This is a genomic window from Kineosporia sp. NBRC 101731 (assembly GCF_030269305.1).
In the GTDB taxonomy this organism is placed as follows: Bacteria; Actinomycetota; Actinomycetes; order Actinomycetales; family Kineosporiaceae; genus Kineosporia.
The window spans coordinates 114,009-130,555 of the sequence record NZ_BSTC01000002.1; the positions used below are offsets into that span (position 1 = coordinate 114,009).

The following is a 16,547-nucleotide window of genomic DNA, read 5'->3' on the forward strand; positions in this document are numbered from 1 at the left end:
ATGCCGGAACGACCGCCTGCCGACATACTGGCACCGCCACTGTGGCAGTGCGCCGTGACAATCGGGAGAGTCACCATGGTTCAGCCGCGTATCAAGCTCGACCCCAACATCTCGCTCGGCCCCGTCGAGAAACTGCGCGAGCCGCTGGAGGAACAGCTCACCTCGGCCCTGCGCAACGCCGTGGACAAGGTCGACGACCACTACCAGGGCGAGACCGTGACCGAGGTCGAGAAAGAGCTGCTCGAGGGTACGAAAGCCGGTCTGCACCCGGACATCGCCGCGGCCATCAGCCCGGACCAGGATCAGCTGCGCGACGTCGCCGCGACCATCGTCCACAACAACTGACGACAACTGACGACAACTGACCCAGTGACGGTGGCCGAGCCGACCCCGGACGGCCACCACGTCGTCATCAAGGGCCGGAAGTGGCGGGCGACCGACCCCGACCTGCCCGGCGACGTCGCCGAGCTCCTGCGCAAGGAACTGATGAGCGCCCGGCGAGCGGTCGGCCAGGCTCTGAAAACCCAGGATCGCCAGGCCGAACGCTCCGCCCGCGACCGGGTCCAGGCCGCCAAGATCGCCCTCGGTGAGCGCGGCACCCCCTGGTGGGAGCAGTCCCCCGACGAACGCGAAGCCCGCTGGCAGCCCTTGGTGAAAGAGCTCCGAGCCGCCCAGCCCTAGCGCTGTGGTCACCGCACCAAGCATGCGAGCAGAGCCGACGCTCTCTCGTCCGCGATCAAGGCCTGGGTCAAGTTTTGGGTCGAGGTCGGGGCGGCCAGTTCCCTCAAAACTGCCGCTCGCGGCTCCCGGGAATCCCCGCGGACCCGTCCCCCACCCGCACCACCGTGTTACCGCAGGAGGCCGGCGGGAGGGGCGTTGCGCGTCCACTGCTCATAACCAAAATCTCTGCTTTTAATTCAACCTCAAGGCAGGAAATCGCCGTTTGACGGCGACGCATGGGGCTGCAACCTTTCTCCCGGTTCCATTATTCGCCGAACCAGGAGCTAGCCCGTGAACAGTAAGCTGACTGAGAACCCCTGCGTGGACGGCGGTCTCACCTGCTCGAACGTCACTCTGCAGAACTCCACCGTCAGCCGCTGCTGACCCCCGATCGCCGGTGGGGCGACCCGATGCCCCGGGACCGCCCCACCGGTTCGGCAGCAGATCAGTTCGGGGTGAAAAGCCCCTGCAGACCGACCAGCACGGCGATGACCCCGAAGATCGCCAGCAGCAGCGCGGCGCCCTGCACCTCTCCCCCGGCCGGGCGCAGCGGGCGCTTGCCGGTGAGCCGGTCCCACAGCAGGATCACGCCGACGGCGATGCCGACCACCTCGAAGTGGAACAGGTGCGGGCCGGAGGTCAGGTGCACGATCAGGTAGTAGCCACCCGTGACCAGGGCCACCACGCCGACGATCCAGGCGAACGGGTCGAGGCGGGAGATCCACCGCCCGGCCGTCTCGCCGCCGCCGTTGGGGATCATGAGCAGCAGCGGTAGGGCCAGCAGCAGACCGCCGAGAATGTTGGACAGGTCGAGAAGAAGCGCGATCACCGTGAGCTCCACTTGCCAGATATCGCCGGGGACAGGAACGCTCAGGTCGGTGAGCCTTGAAACCGTAGCAGAATGGGGTTAAACCGCACTTCGTGGCGCTGTCGTCCCGGCTGACCCCCCGGTAGGGGTTTATCATCCGTGCTCACGTGACGCGGAGGGGGAAGCATGCACGTGAGAATGTCGGTCTGGGGCGAGCCCGAGGAACACCTGGTCGCCTCGCTGGAGAACTGGCTCCAGCTGGACCCGGAACTGCACGGCACACCGGTCATCCGGGAGGCCCGGCACGACGACCGCCTGTCGGTCGTCCTGCCCGCCGACCGCACGCCCTCCGCCCTCGCCGGGGCCCTGAGCACCTGGCTGAGCACGCGCATCGGAGACGTGCGGCTCAACGTCACCGGGCCCGACGGCACCGTGGAGGTCTCGGTCGCGAACATCGCCGACCACGACGCGCTGCTGCGCGAGGCGCTGGGGTCCGATCAGAGACGCTGACCGGGCAGCTGACCGGGCAGCAGGGTGGCCGACGAGGTCTCACGCACCCGGATCGTGTGCGGCTCCATGAACACGGCCTCGTCGGCGACACCCGTGATCCCGTCGATGAGCACGGGAATGCCCGCGGTCAGCCAGGTCAGGCCGACCTCGGTGAACCGGCCGCTGCGCCCGTCCAGCTCGTAGCGCTTCTTCCAGGCCGTCTGCAGGCAGCCGAAGGCCACCTGGTGCGCCTTCAGCACGCTTTCCTCGGCCTCGCCCAGGCTTTCGACGTCGGTGACGGTGAACTTCTTCAGGCAGCCACCGGCCAGCACGTCGGCGAGAACCAGCTCCGAGGTGTGCCGGCGCACCACCGGGGCACCGGGCACACCGTCCATCGCCGACCCGAACGCCTTCAGCCCGAAGGTCAGGGCCATGCCGAGAAAAGCGTCACCGGTGGCGCCGGTCGACACCACCCCGGCCGGCCGCAGCGTGCCCGGATGCAGCACGACGGTCGATCCCCCGGTCAGAAGCGTGGTTTCGGTGCCGGCTGCGGACCGGTGCACGCCGCCGAGCCCCGCGGGCAGCTCGACCCCGTTGCCCAGTGCCTCGCCCCGCCAGGCTCCGGGGAACCTGACGCTGACCGGATATCCGCGCACGTTGGTCACTTTCAGCACCGGCGCGCCCCCGTCCACGCCGTAGCACCACAGCACCCGGCCACTGCGCCCGGCCTCGACCCGGAGGCCGGAGCGTCGGGCGGCGAGCTCGTTCGGGCAGACCGGTGCGGACGCGGTGACCGCCAGGGTGTTGCGGTAGTCGGCCGCTACCGCGTTGCGCAGGGCCGAGAAGTCCCAGCCGAACGCGTTCCACCACGACAGCTCGTACACCTCGGCGGTGATCGTGTGCCGATCCGGGTCGTACTCGGCCGGGACGATGCTCCACCGGGCGGTCGCGTCGTCGTAGTGCCCGAGCACGGCGGAGGAGTCCTCGTCCGCCGCGGTCGGCAGCGGCTGCGTCACCACGGGTACCGTCAGCCGCAGCGGTCCGGTCAGCCGCGCGCCGCGGAGCCGGAGCTCGTAGGCGTCCAGGGTGCTGAGGAACGGTGACGGCGACTCCGGCGGCATTACGCTCTTCCCCGCCCGGCGCACCACCAGTTCGCCCTCACCCGACACCGAACCGGCCGGCACATCGATCACGGGACCACCCGGCACGGACACGCGTCCCCCGGCCGCCCCGACAGCGCCCGAGACACCCACCTCGGCGGGCCGCGTCACCTGTTCCGCCGTGACCGGCTGCGTGGTGCATCCGGCCACACAGACCGCGGCCAGCACCCCCACGAGTCTCCTCAGCACAGCCGAGCCCCCTTGTTCCACGCATCGACCGAAAGGAGCCACGGTAGGCCCGGCGCCGGGGATACCCGCGCGTAGAGAACTGGTCTCGGAAGAACGGCCGATGCCACCGCCGCCTCCTCCGCCGCGCGTCCTAGGGCGTGTTTTGGAAGTCGCTGCCGTAGCGAGGAGGTGCCCGGTGACCGTCTGGGGGTGCCGAGTGGGGCCCCTCGTAGCGGTGTTCTACGTGGGGCCCCACTCGGTGCCGCCAGGCGGCCACAGGGTGCCCCGCAGTAGGCATGGACTTTCAAAACACGCCCTAAGCTGCAGGTCATGGACTTGACTGACTCTGAACAGCGTCTGTCGGAACTCGCCGCCGCGACGAAGTACGTGCTGCTCGACTTCGACGGTCCGGTCTGCGACCTCTTCGGGGTGCTGGCACCCGACGTGATCGCCGCCTCGCTGCTCGACGAACTGGAGGTCATCGTGGGTGGCCCGGTGGACGAGGAACTGGCCGACCTCGACGACCCGCTCGACCTGCTCGACGGGGTCAGCGAGATCTACCCGGAACTGACCGGGCGGGTGGACGCATCGGTGCGCGAAGCCGAGGTGGATGCGGCCGGCCTGGCCCCGGTGACGCCCGGGGCGGTGGAGTTCCTCCAGGCCTGCGCGGCGAGCGGGCGGCCGGTGGCGATCGTCAGCAACAACGGCGCCGAGGCGGTGCGGGCCCTGCTGGAACTGCACGAGCTCAGCGGCCTGGTGCAGCACGTGGAGGGCCGCAATCCGGACCCGCGCCTGATGAAGCCCGACCCCACGCCCCTGCTCCAGGCCATGCGGGCGCTGGGGGCCGATCCCGCGAGCACCACGATGATCGGCGACTCCTCCAGCGACATCCTCGCCGCCCGGGCCGCCGCAGTGGAGGCCATCGCGCTACTCACCCTCGCGCCGGACCATTCCGAACAGCCGTGGGTGGGCGACATGGACACCCTGGCCGAGCTCTTCGGGGCTCAGTCCTTGCCGTAGAAGCTGTTCAGCTGGGCGTCCAGGTAGGCCAGGTCGGGGTGGGCGCGCAGGTCAGCGCCGAGTTCGTGAACCCGCACCCGGGCCGAGAAGACTTCCAGCTTGTGGGCGCAGGTCTCGAGAGTGCGGGCCATACGGTCGAGTTCGTCCATGGCTCAATCATGTACGGCCGGTAGTTGAAGGTCACGGTTCCCCGGCCGGATGCACTCGCCCGGCGCAACCGGATCCCGGCCGGAGCAACCGGTGTGGCGGCGGCCGCACCCGGTTGGCCCCTTCTCGGCCGGGATCCGCTGTCGTCGGGAACCTCTACGCCTGAATCACGATCGGGGAGCCCAGCGGGACGGTCTTCGCCAGTTGCGTGATCACGTCGTTGGCGATCCGGATGCAGCCGTGACTCACGTTGCGCCCGATCAGGCCGGGCTGGTCCGTGCCGTGCAGGCCGAGCTGACCGGGACCGCCCGCATAGCTCGTCAGTGTGTCCGAGTGCGCCGACAGCCCGAAAGCGTAAGGGCCGTAGCCACCTTCCGGATTCGGTGGGCGGATCAGCTCGGTCAGGTAGTACTCCCCCGGCGGGGTCGGGGTGGTGGATTTACCCACCCCGATCGGGTAGTGCCCCACCCGCACGCCCTTCTCGATCAGGTCCAGCCGGTGCTCGTCCATCGAGACCACGAGCCGGTAGGGGGTGGTCGAGAGGGTCACCTCCTCGACGGAGATCCAGCCGGTCGCGCCATTGGGGCGGGTCGGCAGGTGCACCTTCAGCCAGTCGCCCTTCTGCGCGGTCACGAGAAAGGCCAGCGGGCCCGCGCCCTTGCGGATCTTCTTGCTCACCGGGCCGTTCGCCGACCGGTGGATCGCGATCTGCGGCCCGGTCGCGGTGGCCACCAGGCTCCAGCCGCGGTCGAGTTGGTCGAAGGCGCTCTTGTGGACGACCTGACTGGCATCCGTGGACGCCTGGGTCGCGGGGGTGGTCGCCGTCGATGTGGACGGCGAGGGGGACGACGAGCACGCCGCCAGGAGGGCCACGGCGATCAGGAGCGGGGCACCCCGCCGGGCGCAAGGCCCGGCGAGGTGACCACGGGGTTTCCGGTGCACCTGGTTCAGCCGGTGAAGTCGGGGTTGGCCGGGACCGGGCGGGCCGGGCGGGCCTTAGGGGCCGGTTCCTGCGGGGACGTCGCGGGCTTCTTGCTCGCGGCGGTGGGGGCAGGACCGGTCACCGGCTTCTTCCTGGCATCGGCGGTCGCCGTGGGCACCGCCGTCCGCTTGTCCGCCGGAGTCGGCTCCTGGGTGGTCCGCACCGCGGTCGTCGCCGGGGTCGGCTCCTGGGTGGTCCGCGCCCCGGTCGCCGCGGTCACTGTCGCCGTCGGAACCGCCTGAACCGGCTTCGTGTCGTGGCCGACCGCCATGGCCGTGCTCGACACCCCGAACACCAGTCCGCCGGCCATCAGCACCGCTGCCACGAGTTTCATCCTGCGCACGGTCTTCCTCCTCGTCCGGTGACCGGGGCGGGGCCGGGTGGGCCGGCCGCTGCGCGCCGCGATCACTACCTTCAACGACTCCCGGTCGCGGGGAAAGGTTGTGTTCGTCAGGAGAATTCGCGATTCAGGGAGATTGGGTGGTTTCGGCCGGACGGTCGGCGACCGTGGGCTCCTGCGTGGGCCGCGCCGTCGGGGCGATCGTGGCGGTCGGCTCCGAGGTGGTCGTTGCCGAGGTGGCCGCCACCCTCGCCGTGGCCTCGGTCTTCGATGTCGCCCGGGGTGTGGACCGCTGGGACTCCGCTCTGTCCGGAGTCGGTGTGGCCGTGGACTTCCGGGGTATCCGGGTGGCCGACGGCCCCGACCTGGGCTGATCGGCCGCCGTGGTGGTCGGGACCGGATCCGCCGTGATCTCCGGGATCTCGGTCTGGACCACGGAAGGCTCCCCGGCCGGGGCGATCCCGTTACCGGTGTCGCGTTGCAGCACAGCGGGAACGGCCAGGAGCACGGCCGCGATCACCCCGGCCGCGGCTACCGGCACCATCACCGAGGCCCGCAACCACGGCGCCCGGCGGCGCCCGCGCATGCCCCGCCGCAGCCGTTCCCGCGATCCGGCCCGCACCTGGATGTCACCGAGCTCGTCGTCGAGCCGTCCTCTGAGCCGCTGGGCCAGCTCCTCCTCGTCCGTCATCCCTGCTCCTGTGGTCTTGCCGCTGGTCCTGCCGCGGGCTCGAGCACCGCACGTAGCTTCGCCAGCCCGCGAGAGGCGTACGCCTTGACCGACCCGGGCCGCAGCCCGAGGGCGTCCGCCGTTTCCTTCTCCGAAAGATCCAGGTAGTGCCGCAACAGCACGGCCTCCCGTTCGCGCCGCGGAAGCGCCCCGATCGCCTCCATCAGCGGCTTCGGCAGCTGCGCCCGCAACGCCGCGTCCTCCGCACTGATCTGGTCGTGCTGCCGCAGACCGGCCAGGCGGAACACCACCGACCGCCGCCGCAACCGCGACCGGGCCCCGTTCACCACACTGCGGTGCAGGTAGCCGACCGCCTCGTCCTTGTTCCGGATCCGGTCCCACCCCGCGTGCACGGCCAGGAAGGCGTCCTGCACCACGTCCTCCGCCGCCACCGGATCCCCCACCAGCACCGTCGCGACCCGCAACATCCGCAGCTGATGCCGGTCGAACAGCATCTCGACCGCAGTCTCCGCGTCGACGCCGGACAGCGCCGGCGGAGCCGCCGGCACCTCACCACCGAAGCCGGGCGAGGTGCCGGCAGACCTGGACGTGACCATCACCCCGATACGACGCCGGACGCGCGGAAAAGGTTGTGCGGATTCGGTCAGGGCAGATCGAGAAGGAAGGCGAGGGCCCGGTCGACCACTCACAGAAAGAGTATGCATGGCGCATACAGTCAGAGCTCAAGCTTTTGAGCCCCACCCCGTTCATGGGCGGGAGCATGCCGCATTCGGCATGCTCCCGCCCATTTCGGCAACTACTGTCCCTTCAGCACCGCGCTCACGAAGGCGTACACGTTGAGCTCCAGGGCCTCGATGCGCTGTACGCGGGCTGCCTCGACGTCGAAGCCCTCGTAGGCCACGCGCGGGAGCACCCGCACGTTGGCCGAGCACTGGAATCCCGCGCAGACCAGGGTGCCGATCGTGTTGCCGTTGCGACCGGCCGCACCGGCCCGCTTGGCGCTCAGGAAGACCACGTCGTTGGGCAGTGCCACGTCTTCGCACCAGTTGCACATGGCGCGGCGGCGCACCACGGCGTCGGACTGGCGCATGACCACCCCGACCAGTTCGCCGTCGATCTCGGCGAAGACGTAGCCCATGGCCGGGGTCTTCTGGTCGCGCCAGCCCAGGTACTCCAGGCGGTCCCAGTCCAGCCCGTCGAAGTTCTCGGGCAGGACGAGCTCCTTGCGCTCACGCAGCGTGGAGTTCACGAACGACGTACGGATCTGCTTCTCGGTAAAGGAACGCACAGCTATGACCTCAAGTCTGGGGGCCCCGCAGACAGGGCGGGGTGATGTGTCAGAAGGTGGGATCGGCCTGCGAACAGGCCGGAACGCGTGGGCCCGCAGAAAGGGCACACGTCTGGTCACCGATTGAGGGCAGAGCTACCTCGTGCCGGCGCTGAGCGCGCCGATGACCTCCAGACGCCACAAGGGCGCAGAGCACGAGTAGGTTCCGGACACGAGAAGTGAGTCTACGCCTCACCTCGCCGTGCTGTGATCCTCCGGGTGCGGATCCGTGCCGCCCGGCAGGTCGAGGCCCGTGACCGGGAGCTGCGCGGCGTCCAGTACGAACAGCAGCGACGTGTTCATCCGGCGGACCGGCACCAGGGCGTTCTCGTCGTTCACCGCGACCAGCGGGCTGTCGCCCATCTGCAGGGTCGTGGCATTGCGGGCGGCGTCGCGGGCGAGGATCCGCACGGCGTCGACCAGGTAGGCGCGGGCCTCCGAGGTGGCCTCGGCGACGCTGTTCACTTCCCGCAACGACGCATCCAGCGCCCTCATCTCCCGGGCCACCCGTCGCAGCGTCGCGATCTGCTGCGTCGGCCGGGCGCCGCCCGCCACATCGTCCTGCGCCTGCTTCATCGCCGTCAGATACTCCCGCTCCGCCGCGAAGAACGCCTCCCGCCTCACCAGCAGCTCCTGGAGCGGGCGCCGGATCTGAGCCCGCACCTGTTCCAGACCGGCCGCGTCACGCTCCGCCTGACTCCCGTCGCCGATCATCCCGATCATCCGCACCAGGCCCACGGCCAGGGCCAGCACGATCACCGCCGCCCCGAGCACCAGCAGCAGACGACGCCGCACCGGGTCGCGCAGAGGCGACTCATCGGCGATGTCGTGCACCAGCACAGTGGTGGCTGTGGGCGGCCCCTGTGGCGAAGCCTCAGGGGCCACCGGAGTGCTCGTGTCGGTCGAGCTCATGCGCAGCACATCGGCGCACCAGCCGGTCGAGGTGAAGCCCGGCGCCGGGTTTGCTCCGAACGGGGACGGGTCACAGGCCCCGGAAGTGGGTCACCAGGCGGCCGTCGTCGTCGAGCACGTGCAGGGCGTAACCGGGCGGGCTGTCGAGTTCGTACGGGCCCCGCTGCTCGACCGGCAGACGCGAGGTCGAGACACAGCCCGGGGCCCCGACCAGCGGACGCCCGGCGAACGTGGTGACGAACCCGGTGTGGGCGTGACCGCAGAGCAGGGCGGCCACCTCCGGATGGGCCGAGACGATCCCGGCCAGACGCATCTCCCCGGTCTGCCGGATCCCGTCGACCCCCGGGATGTGGAGCACGGCCGGCGGGTGATGGAACGCGATCAGTACCCGCCGGTCCGGATCCCGTTCGGCCAGCGCCGACTTCAGCCACTCCAGCGTGGGCCCGCTGAGCTCGCCGCCACTGTGCCCGGGAATGACGCTGTCGCACAGCAGGAAGTCGGTGTCGCCCACGGCGATCACCTGGTTCAGTTCGTGTTTCGATGAAGGACGCGCCAGGAGGGCGGGCCCGAAGTGCTCACGGACGTCGTGGTTGCCGGGGAGCGTCAGAACGGGCACCTCGAACCGGTCGAGCAGGTCACGCACCACGGCGTACTCCTGCGGGGTGCCGTGATCGGCGATGTCGCCGGTGACCAGCACGGCATCGAGTCCGGTCATCGGCCGCACCGCGTCGATCAGCCGTTGCGCGCGGTCCGTCGCCCGTTCGCCGAGGTCGATGTGCAGGTCACTGAGGTGAGCGAAGGTGATCACCAGCACATCGTGACGCGGCGCCCAGATCGGGCAAAGTGCCACCCGGGCGGCACTGGCCTGCCCGATCTCACACCCGATCTCACACGTGTCCCGGTTGATGATCGCGGACGGGCCGGGCTACCTTTGCCAGCCCCAACTGAATATGCCGTCGACGCGCGACGGGAGAGCCTCCCGGCCGGCCACTACACCGTGAACCAGGCCGGGGGCGCCGTAGGAGCAACGCCTCCCCAGGAATCTCTCAGGCCCAGATACCGTCGCGACGAGGCAACTCTGGAGAAATCCGGCCCGATGCCGGTTTACCGAAGGTGAAGTGCCGTGCCACCCGCGGCCAAGCTCTCAGGTCCCAGGACAGAGCGGGGAGGAATCGCCAGACCTGCGCGCGCGTGTGCGCGGGCCGGATTCCGGAAGGCACCGCATGTCCTCACCAGCATCTGCCCGGCCGACGCCCCTGAACGCCGTGCACGTGGCGCTGGGCGCACGGCTCACCGACTTCGCCGGCTGGAACATGCCGCTGAAGTACACCAGTGAGCTCGCCGAGCACCAGGCCGTTCGCACCACCGTCGGCTTGTTCGACCTCAGCCACATGGGCGAGATCCGCGTGAGCGGCCCGCAGGCCGGGGCCGCTCTCGACCACGCGCTGGTGGGCCGGCTCTCCGCGATCAAGCCCGGCCGCGCGAAGTACTCGCTGCTGTGCGACGCGAACGGCGGCATCCTCGACGACCTGGTGACCTACAAGATCACCGACGACGAGTTCCTGGTCATCGCCAACGCCTCGAACACCGGCGTCGTGCTCGCCGCCCTGACCGACCGCGTCCTCACTTTTGACGCGAGCGTGACCGACGAGACCGAGCAGACCGCCCTGATCGCCGTGCAGGGCCCCGCCGCGCAGGCCGTGATCCAGTCGCTGGCCGACGACCCCGACAATCCCGATGCGCGGGACGCCGTCGCCGCCCTGCGCTACTACGCCTGCATGCCCGCCCGGATCGCCGGGCTGGACGTGCTGCTCGCCCGCACCGGCTACACCGGTGAGGACGGGTTCGAGGTGTACGTGGCCGCGGACGACGCCGTCACGCTCTGGAGCGCGCTGTCCACCGCGACCGAGGCCGCGGGGGGCCGGGCGGCCGGTCTGGCCTGCCGCGACACCCTCCGCCTGGAAGCCGGGATGCCGCTCTACGGCAACGAACTCAGCCTCGAGACCGACCCCTACGCGGCCCGTCTGGGCCGGGTCGTGCAGCTGGACAAGGCGTTCGTCGGGCAGGAGGCCCTGGCGCTGGCCGCGCAGGACCAGCCCGCCCGCCTGCTGACCGGACTGACCGGAGAAGGCCGCCGGGCCGCGCGGGCCGGCAACGTCGTCCTCAATGCGGCGGGCGAACCGGTGGGTGTGATCACGTCGGGAGCCCTCTCCCCCACGCTCGGCCGCCCGATCGCCCTGGCCTACGTGGACCGCGACGAGGCCGTCGAGGGCGCCTCGCTGCAGGTGGATGTGCGCGGAACCCTGCTGCCCTTCACCGTCTCCCCGTACCCGTTCTACAAGCGTTCCTGACTTCTCAGGTCAGCAAGGAGTTTCCGATGACCAATCCGTCACATCTTCTGTATACCGCCGAGCACGAGTGGATTCAGCTCACCCCCGGCGCCGATCTTCCCACCGAGCCCGTGCGGGTGGGCCTGACCACCTTCGCCCTCGACGCCCTGGGCGACGTGGTCTTCGTGGACCTTCCCGAGGTGGGCACCGAGGTCACGGCCGGGGACGCGTGCGGTGAGGTGGAGTCGACCAAGTCGGTCTCCGATCTGTACTCACCCGTCACCGGCACGGTCGGTGCCGTGAACCAGGCCATCATCGACGACCCGGCCCTGATCGCGGCCGACCCCTACGACGCCGGCTGGCTGTTCACGGTGACCCCCGAGGCGACGGCGAAACTGCTGACGTCGAACGAGTACGAGGCCCTGCTGGACTGATGCTGGACTGATGCTGTTCTGAGGCCACCGGTCTGATCGCGGCATCCGTCCCGGATGAGGAAGGGCGGCGTCGCGACCAGACCGGCTTGACGGGGTAAGGATGGTTTAGCGCATCGGCCCGGGCCGATGCCTCCGGACCCTTCGGTAATCGGCGGAACACACGGAACTTCCCGGGCGTTCGGCGCGCGTCAATCAGGTTGCCGGGCCGGTTGCCCCGTCGTGGGAAGCTGTATCACGCGGGCGGCCGGGGGTACGGGCAGCCGCCGCACCGCCTCGACGAACGCCGTGTCGGCGCGCCGGGCCGGGGTGGTGGCCCGTTGCCGCAGGGCCGCCCAGACCGCTGCCCAGGCCCGGCAGAGGTTCCCGAGTTCTTCCTGGGACAGGGGAAACTCGGTGCCGGGCACGCCGCGGCTGCAGTTCTCGGCGTGCCAGATCCAGGCCCGGGTACTGGGGATCACCGGCGCCGCGAATTCCGTGCCCTGCCGTCGCAGGTCGGTCAGTGGATCACCCTGCGCCGGCATCGGCGTCTCGGTCTCGACGAAGTCCATCGGCTCGTCCGGGTCGGACTGCTCCGGGTCGAGGGCCGCAGCCGGGCCGAGTTCCCGGCCGAGGAAGGTGAACAGCTCTTCCATTCCGTCGATGCGCCGCTGCGAGTACTCCGGGGTGTTGACCCCGACGCTGTAGTAGTCACGGGCCATCTCCGGGAAGGGCACGGGACGCGCGTCGGTGCCGAGATAGCGGGCCAGACCACGCAGGCCCTCCAGGGCTGCGCTGCGGGTCTGCCACTGCTGATGGAACCGGCTCAGGCGCACCACCATCTCCCAGGCACGGCGCTCCATCCGGAACCAGCGCTCGAGGTTTCGAGGGCTGAGCGTGGCCGGGTCGCGGTTGACCCGTTGCAGCCACAGGCTCTCCATGATCTCCGAGCTCTGCGCCAGGCCCAGGCGCATGTAGTGGAACAGCTCGTACCGCGCCGGATTGACGGCCGGCGGCTGCGGATGCCGGTACACCCGGGCCTCGAACGCGCGAAAGCAGTCGTACTGTCGCAGCCCGGCCAGGTCGGGGTCACCCGCGAGCAGCCAGTACCGCTTGGACGTCACGAAATCCACCTCGTCCCCGCACTCCTGGGCCCGTTCCAGGGCCGCTACGGCGGCCTCGGCGAAACGCACGTGCTGATCGATCTGGGCCGTGTCGCCCTCCAGCGGGAGCGCGAGGAAACAGGCCGCCACGTAATGCTCCAGCCAGCGCTGGGAATCGGCGCGGTAGCCGGCCCGGTCGCGCAGGTCGGCGGTCATCTCCTCCAGCCGGGGCGGCCATGTGATGCTGCCCCCGAACAGTCCGGCCGGCCGGAAACGCCGCTTGCGGTAGACGATCAGCAGATCCATCAGGCCGAGCACCACCATGGTGAGGCTCGAGCGAGGACCGTGGGTGCGACGGCTCGGCGGGTGCATCTCGAAGTCTTTACGCAGCGACTCCATCTCCAGCCCGGCGACGTGGAGGAAGTACTCCTCGACCGCGAGCACCCGGGCGTCGCGCGGGGCCAGGTCCTGCCAGGGCGGTGCCGTCCAGAAGCCCGGATCCGTGTCCAGCCGGGGGTCTTCCACCAGAACGGCGGCGAGCCCCTGGCCGTACAGGGCGGCGTTCTCCGGCAGCGAGCCCTTCCAGGCCTCGTCGAACAGCCCCGCGAGCCGCGTGCGGATGTCGGCCAGTTCGGTGGAGCGCCAGGGCCGGAAGTGCCGCCCCTCCCGCACCCGGCCCTGCGTGCGCTCCTCGAAGTCGTACTGCAGCCAGTCGCGCAGCACCTTCCAGTCGGGCATCAGCAGTTCCCGGGCCAGCCGGGAGCCGGTGGTCAGGCCCCCGACATACCGGTAGCGCACCATGAACGGGTCGTCGTGCAGGGTGGGCCGGGTGAAAGCCATGGATCGGCCTTGCGTTCCGTCGTGTGGGTCGGTCAGCGGGAACAGCCGGTTGGTCAGCAGGGCGTACAGCCGCACGGCATCCGGGTACAGGTGCAGGCGCTCGAAGATCTGGCCCACGTCGAACTGCAGGTACACGTTGTCGGCGTCGAACAGCAAGGCATCGTGGTACAGGCTGAGGGCCTCGTCGTAACGGCGTTCGGCCACCATCCGCTTGGCCCGCTGGTAGTGCCGCATCAGCTCCATCGGCATCGGCCGGTCGCGGGACTTGTTGCGCCACTGCCCCCACGGCGGCCGGTCGCAGGCGCGGGTCTGCGGCAGGATGTGCGCGGTCACGGCGAAGGCCGCGCGTTGCAGGGCCCGGTCGAAATCACCCGACCAGTAGGTGTCCAGCTCCACCCCGGGCCGGGGCAGGCGCCGCACCGTGACGCTCACGCCGAACTTCGGTTCTTCCGGGCGGTTGCGCAGGGTCGCGGTCACCACGAAGGAGCGGGCCGGCCAGAGAAAGGTCCAAACCGCGCCGAGAACGGCCACCCGACCTCCGGCCTGGGCGTCGCGGAACACCTCGATGATCCGCTCGGTCTCGAGATCACCCGGGACGCTGGTGGTCTCGTAGAGCTGCGAACCGGCCAGGGCCTCGCGCAGCTCCACGTTGTAGCGCCGCAGCCGGTCGTCGTCGAGGTTCAGCTGCGAGGCGTCCTCCACCGGCCGCACCTCCACCGGCCCGGGACGGATCGTCAGCCAGTCCAGCCGGGCCCGGCGCACCAGGAACAGCAGCAAGACCCCGAGCACGGCCAGATCGATGCGGTTCACCGTGATGCTGCCGCCGGTGAGGTGTTCCAGCCCGGCCTGCCCGACCTTCTCGATCGCCACCCCGTCGGGCCCTTCGAGCACCCCGAACACGAGCACCACGACGGAGAGGACCAGCATCGCGCCGAGCATCAGGAAGGATGGGCGCCAGTAGATCGTGCGCGCAGCCCGCAATCCGATGCGCCGATTCCGCGGAACCCATCTGGCCATTCACGCCACCTCCCCCGAAGAGGCCATTCTGCGTCAAGTGGCCCGGCTTTTCCCCGGAATCGGGCATCAATGTGACCGTCAGGCCGCGACCCGCCGGACCACGGCGTAGGCGCCGGCCCCGGCCACCGCCGTGACGATCCACGGGTACCCGGCGAACAGGGCCGCGCTCGGCTGATCGGCGATCCAGTGGCCCAGTGACGTCCAGGCGTGCGCGTAGAACATGATCACGGCGAACACCCCGCCGGCGATCAGGGTCACGATCGCCGCGGTGTAGACCCCGATCAGGCCCCAGCGGGCGTTGATACCGCCGGTCAGCGCCCCCAGCGCGGTCAGCGCCGTCATCGGGGCCGCGTAGCCCAGCACGGCCACGACCGGATTGCCCTCGCCCAGACCGACGACGCCGAAGAAGGAGAGATCCATCCACCACCCGCCGGTGGCCTGCTCGAGGCCGTACAGCGCGTACAGCACCACGGCCGAGCCGAACGACAGGGCCAGGGCGAAGAGAGCGGTACCGAACAGGTAGGTGCGACGGGTCAGCCCGAATCCCAGGGCGAACGACAGCGGCTTGTTCATGGCCTGGATGAAGACCACCATGGTCACGGCGTAGAGCGCCAGCAGACCGCCGGTGGTGGGATCCTCGTCGATGCCGTCGCCGGCCTGGATCGTGCCGAAGATCAGGAAGTTGATGGCCAGGGCACTGACCAGCACCGACCACGGAACGCTGATGCTCTGGCCGCCGATCGTGTGCAGCCTGGCCGCGCTCACCACCCGGTTCATCGCTTCTCTCCCGTCATCGCGCTCTTCACCACGAGGTCTTGCAGCGAAACGGTTTCCACGTCGAGACCGAGGGCCCGGGCGTGCTGGGGATCGTCCGCGTCGCCCAGCACCGTGATCCGGCTGCGTCCCATCAGACGCTCCTCGTGCAGCTGGGTCATGGCGTAGGTGAACTTCTCCACCGTGTCGGTCGGCCCGCTCACGCTGATGGCCCGCCCACGCAGAGCCTCGGCCTCCTCGTCGATCACCAGCCGCCCCCGGTCGATCACCAGGACGTGCTCGAGCAGGTCACTCACCTCGTCGATCAGGTGGGTGGAAAGCACGATCGTGCGCGGATTCTCGGCGTAGTCAGCGATCAACTGGGCGTAGAACAGCTGCCGCGAGGTGGCATCCAGCCCGAGGTAGGGCTCGTCGAACATGGTCAGCGCAGCCCGCGAGGCCAGTCCGGTCACAATGCCCACCGCCGAGCGCATGCCCCGCGAGAGCTTCCCGATACGGCGCCTGGCCGGAAGGTCGAAGAGCTCCACGAGCTCGTCGGCGTAGGCCTGGTCCCAGTCCGGGTACAGCAGACGGGCCGCCACCATCGCGTCCTTGACCCGGAAAGCATCGGGATAGACCTGGTTCTCGGCGGCGAAACAGATGCGCCGGGTGATCTGGTCGTTCTCGAAAGGGTTCTCGCCGTGCACGGTCACGCTACCTGCCGTCGGCAGCGCATGACCGGCGAGCATCCGCATCAGCGTGCTCTTACCGGCCCCGTTACGCCCGAGCAGACCGTAAATGGTGTTGGCGCGCACCGAGAAACTGACCTCGTCGACGGCCGTGAACTTTCCGTACCGCTTGCCCACCCCGCGCACTGCACCGACCTCGGCCGCCTGCAGCGACGGCCGGTTCTCCAGGGCATTCATCTCTTCCCCTCCTGAGTGACGCCTTGCCCCGACTTGTCGATCATGTTCTTCAGTTCTTCGGCGTCGAACCCCAGCTTGCGGGCCTCCGTCACCAGCGGAACCACGAACTGCTCGGCGAACGCCTGACGCCGCCGTTCCGTCAGAACCCCCCGGGCCCCTTCGGCCACGAACATCCCGATCCCCCGCCTCTTGTGCAGAATCCCGTCGGAGACAAGCTGATTGACACCCTTGCCGGCCGTGGCCGGATTGATGCGATGGAAGGCCGCCAACTCGGTGGTCGACGGCGCCTGCGCCCCTTCGGCCAGCGAACCGTCGACAATCGCGTTCTCCAGCTGCTCGGCGATCTGCAGAAAGATCGGCCGCCCCTCATCCATCGGGGACCCTGCGCTTAGCTGGTTCATTAC

Annotated in this window: 20 protein-coding genes and 1 riboswitch; of the genes, 6 read left to right on the forward strand and 14 right to left on the reverse strand. The window is 69.6% G+C overall.

Annotated features, from left to right (window positions below):
- The first annotated feature begins 75 nt into the window (after positions 1-75).
- Both QSK05_RS07715 and QSK05_RS07720 read left to right on the forward strand, forming a co-directional pair.
- Positions 76-345 (forward strand): hypothetical protein, encoded by a 270-nt coding sequence (locus QSK05_RS07715; protein ID WP_285595420.1) that lies wholly within the window; start codon positions 76-78, stop codon positions 343-345.
- Between the two features lie 30 nt (positions 346-375).
- Positions 376-681: a hypothetical protein gene (locus QSK05_RS07720; protein WP_285595421.1), complete on the forward strand. Its 306-nt coding sequence runs from the start codon at positions 376-378 to the stop codon at positions 679-681.
- A 484-nt stretch (positions 682-1,165) separates the two neighbouring features.
- Here the strand turns inward: QSK05_RS07720 and QSK05_RS07725 are convergent, their stop codons facing one another.
- Positions 1,166-1,549, reverse strand: coding sequence for a hypothetical protein (locus tag QSK05_RS07725; RefSeq protein ID WP_285595423.1), 384 nt, complete (start codon positions 1,547-1,549; stop codon positions 1,166-1,168).
- Between the two features lie 165 nt (positions 1,550-1,714).
- Between QSK05_RS07725 and QSK05_RS07730 the strand changes: the two genes are divergently transcribed.
- The gene (locus QSK05_RS07730; protein ID WP_285595425.1) at positions 1,715-2,038 is read left to right on the forward strand and encodes an effector-associated constant component EACC1; all 324 of its coding nucleotides are present in this window, start codon (positions 1,715-1,717) and stop codon (positions 2,036-2,038) included.
- On the opposite strand, the gene QSK05_RS07735 is transcribed toward QSK05_RS07730, so the two are convergent.
- Positions 2,026-3,366, reverse strand: coding sequence for a hypothetical protein (locus QSK05_RS07735; RefSeq protein ID WP_285595427.1), 1,341 nt, complete (start codon positions 3,364-3,366; stop codon positions 2,026-2,028). The two genes, QSK05_RS07730 and QSK05_RS07735, sit on opposite strands and share 13 nt — an antisense overlap.
- A 309-nt stretch (positions 3,367-3,675) precedes the next feature.
- Between QSK05_RS07735 and QSK05_RS07740 the strand changes: the two genes are divergently transcribed.
- Positions 3,676-4,365, forward strand: a complete 690-nt coding sequence (locus tag QSK05_RS07740) for an HAD family hydrolase (protein ID WP_285595429.1) — start codon at positions 3,676-3,678, stop codon at positions 4,363-4,365.
- Here QSK05_RS07740 and QSK05_RS07745 read toward each other — a convergent pair.
- From QSK05_RS07745 to QSK05_RS07780, 8 genes are all read right to left on the reverse strand, one after another.
- Complete coding sequence (locus QSK05_RS07745) at positions 4,350-4,514, reverse strand: hypothetical protein (RefSeq protein ID WP_285595431.1); 165 nt, start codon at positions 4,512-4,514, stop codon at positions 4,350-4,352. The genes QSK05_RS07740 and QSK05_RS07745 overlap by 16 nt on opposite strands.
- Positions 4,515-4,668: 154 nt before the next feature.
- Positions 4,669-5,454 carry a L,D-transpeptidase gene (locus tag QSK05_RS07750; RefSeq protein WP_285595433.1) on the reverse strand — a complete coding sequence of 262 codons (786 nt, stop codon included), beginning with the start codon at positions 5,452-5,454 and terminating at the stop codon, positions 4,669-4,671.
- A gap of 5 nt (positions 5,455-5,459) precedes the next feature.
- Positions 5,460-5,828, reverse strand: coding sequence for a hypothetical protein (locus tag QSK05_RS07755; protein ID WP_285595435.1), 369 nt, complete (start codon positions 5,826-5,828; stop codon positions 5,460-5,462).
- A 133-nt stretch (positions 5,829-5,961) separates the two neighbouring features.
- Positions 5,962-6,525: a hypothetical protein gene (locus QSK05_RS07760; protein WP_285595437.1), complete on the reverse strand. Its 564-nt coding sequence runs from the start codon at positions 6,523-6,525 to the stop codon at positions 5,962-5,964.
- Positions 6,522-7,121, reverse strand: coding sequence for a SigE family RNA polymerase sigma factor (locus tag QSK05_RS07765; RefSeq protein WP_285595438.1), 600 nt, complete (start codon positions 7,119-7,121; stop codon positions 6,522-6,524). Before QSK05_RS07765 ends, QSK05_RS07760 begins: the two co-directional genes overlap by 4 nt.
- 200 nt (positions 7,122-7,321) lie before the next feature.
- On the reverse strand, positions 7,322-7,813 hold the full coding sequence (locus QSK05_RS07770) for an FBP domain-containing protein (protein WP_285595441.1): 492 nt from the start codon (positions 7,811-7,813) through the stop codon (positions 7,322-7,324).
- A gap of 231 nt (positions 7,814-8,044) precedes the next feature.
- Positions 8,045-8,764 carry a hypothetical protein gene (locus QSK05_RS07775; RefSeq protein WP_285595444.1) on the reverse strand — a complete coding sequence of 240 codons (720 nt, stop codon included), beginning with the start codon at positions 8,762-8,764 and terminating at the stop codon, positions 8,045-8,047.
- 70 nt (positions 8,765-8,834) lie between these two features.
- Positions 8,835-9,572: a metallophosphoesterase gene (locus tag QSK05_RS07780; RefSeq protein WP_285595445.1), complete on the reverse strand. Its 738-nt coding sequence runs from the start codon at positions 9,570-9,572 to the stop codon at positions 8,835-8,837.
- 149 nt (positions 9,573-9,721) lie between these two features.
- Positions 9,722-9,836: riboswitch (glycine riboswitch) on the forward strand.
- 151 nt (positions 9,837-9,987) lie between these two features.
- Here QSK05_RS07780 and gcvT point away from each other — a divergent pair.
- Positions 9,988-11,115 (forward strand): glycine cleavage system aminomethyltransferase GcvT, encoded by a 1,128-nt coding sequence (gene gcvT, locus QSK05_RS07785; RefSeq protein ID WP_285595447.1) that lies wholly within the window; start codon positions 9,988-9,990, stop codon positions 11,113-11,115.
- Between the two features lie 26 nt (positions 11,116-11,141).
- Positions 11,142-11,528 (forward strand): glycine cleavage system protein GcvH, encoded by a 387-nt coding sequence (gene gcvH / locus QSK05_RS07790; RefSeq protein WP_285595449.1) that lies wholly within the window; start codon positions 11,142-11,144, stop codon positions 11,526-11,528.
- A gap of 188 nt (positions 11,529-11,716) precedes the next feature.
- Here the strand turns inward: gcvH and QSK05_RS07795 are convergent, their stop codons facing one another.
- The 4 genes from QSK05_RS07795 to QSK05_RS07810 all read right to left on the reverse strand — a co-directional run bounded on the left by QSK05_RS07795 (position 11,717) and on the right by QSK05_RS07810 (position 16,517).
- Positions 11,717-14,464 (reverse strand): tetratricopeptide repeat protein, encoded by a 2,748-nt coding sequence (locus QSK05_RS07795; RefSeq protein ID WP_285595451.1) that lies wholly within the window; start codon positions 14,462-14,464, stop codon positions 11,717-11,719.
- 78 nt (positions 14,465-14,542) lie between these two features.
- The gene (locus tag QSK05_RS07800) at positions 14,543-15,241 is read right to left on the reverse strand and encodes a hypothetical protein (RefSeq protein ID WP_285595453.1); all 699 of its coding nucleotides are present in this window, start codon (positions 15,239-15,241) and stop codon (positions 14,543-14,545) included.
- Positions 15,238-16,143, reverse strand: coding sequence for an ABC transporter ATP-binding protein (locus QSK05_RS07805; protein ID WP_285595455.1), 906 nt, complete (start codon positions 16,141-16,143; stop codon positions 15,238-15,240). Before QSK05_RS07805 ends, QSK05_RS07800 begins: the two co-directional genes overlap by 4 nt.
- On the reverse strand, positions 16,140-16,517 hold the full coding sequence (locus QSK05_RS07810; protein WP_285595457.1) for a GntR family transcriptional regulator: 378 nt from the start codon (positions 16,515-16,517) through the stop codon (positions 16,140-16,142). The genes QSK05_RS07805 and QSK05_RS07810 overlap by 4 nt, the downstream gene beginning before the upstream one ends.
- Between the last annotated feature and the right edge of the window lie 30 nt (positions 16,518-16,547).